This window comes from Leifsonia sp. SIMBA_070 (assembly GCF_046534635.1).
Classification (GTDB): domain Bacteria; phylum Actinomycetota; class Actinomycetes; order Actinomycetales; family Microbacteriaceae; genus Leifsonia.
This window is the reverse complement of sequence record NZ_JAWRYK010001053.1, coordinates 1-230: the sequence shown is the minus strand read 5'-3', so window position 1 is coordinate 230 and position 230 is coordinate 1. Positions and strand designations below refer to the sequence as shown.

Sequence of the window (230 nt, the reverse complement as noted above, 5' to 3'; positions counted from 1 at the left end):
ATTTTTAAGAGTTGTTGTTAATATAAATTACCAAACGATTATTTGTCTCTCTGCAATAAAATTGTATTGTCTTCATTAGTTTCATTAAATTCTGTAGCTCTGGTTTGATTTAGGCTAAGGTTGATTTTAATTTCATCATTATTTATAAAATCTACTATCGCTAACAGTCTTCCTTTTTCGACAGCTTTTCCTTTTTCAAGACTAGAAGCTATAATATCCATTTTAATTGG

The 230-nt window shown here is 27.4% G+C and carries 1 protein-coding gene; it reads right to left on the bottom strand.

Translation table 11 applies throughout. From position 1 onward, the window contains the following. Positions 1-38: 38 nt before the first annotated feature. Positions 39-230, bottom strand: a 192-nt coding sequence (locus SB754_RS23355; protein WP_410784614.1) for a hypothetical protein, incomplete at its 5' end; no start/stop codon positions are given.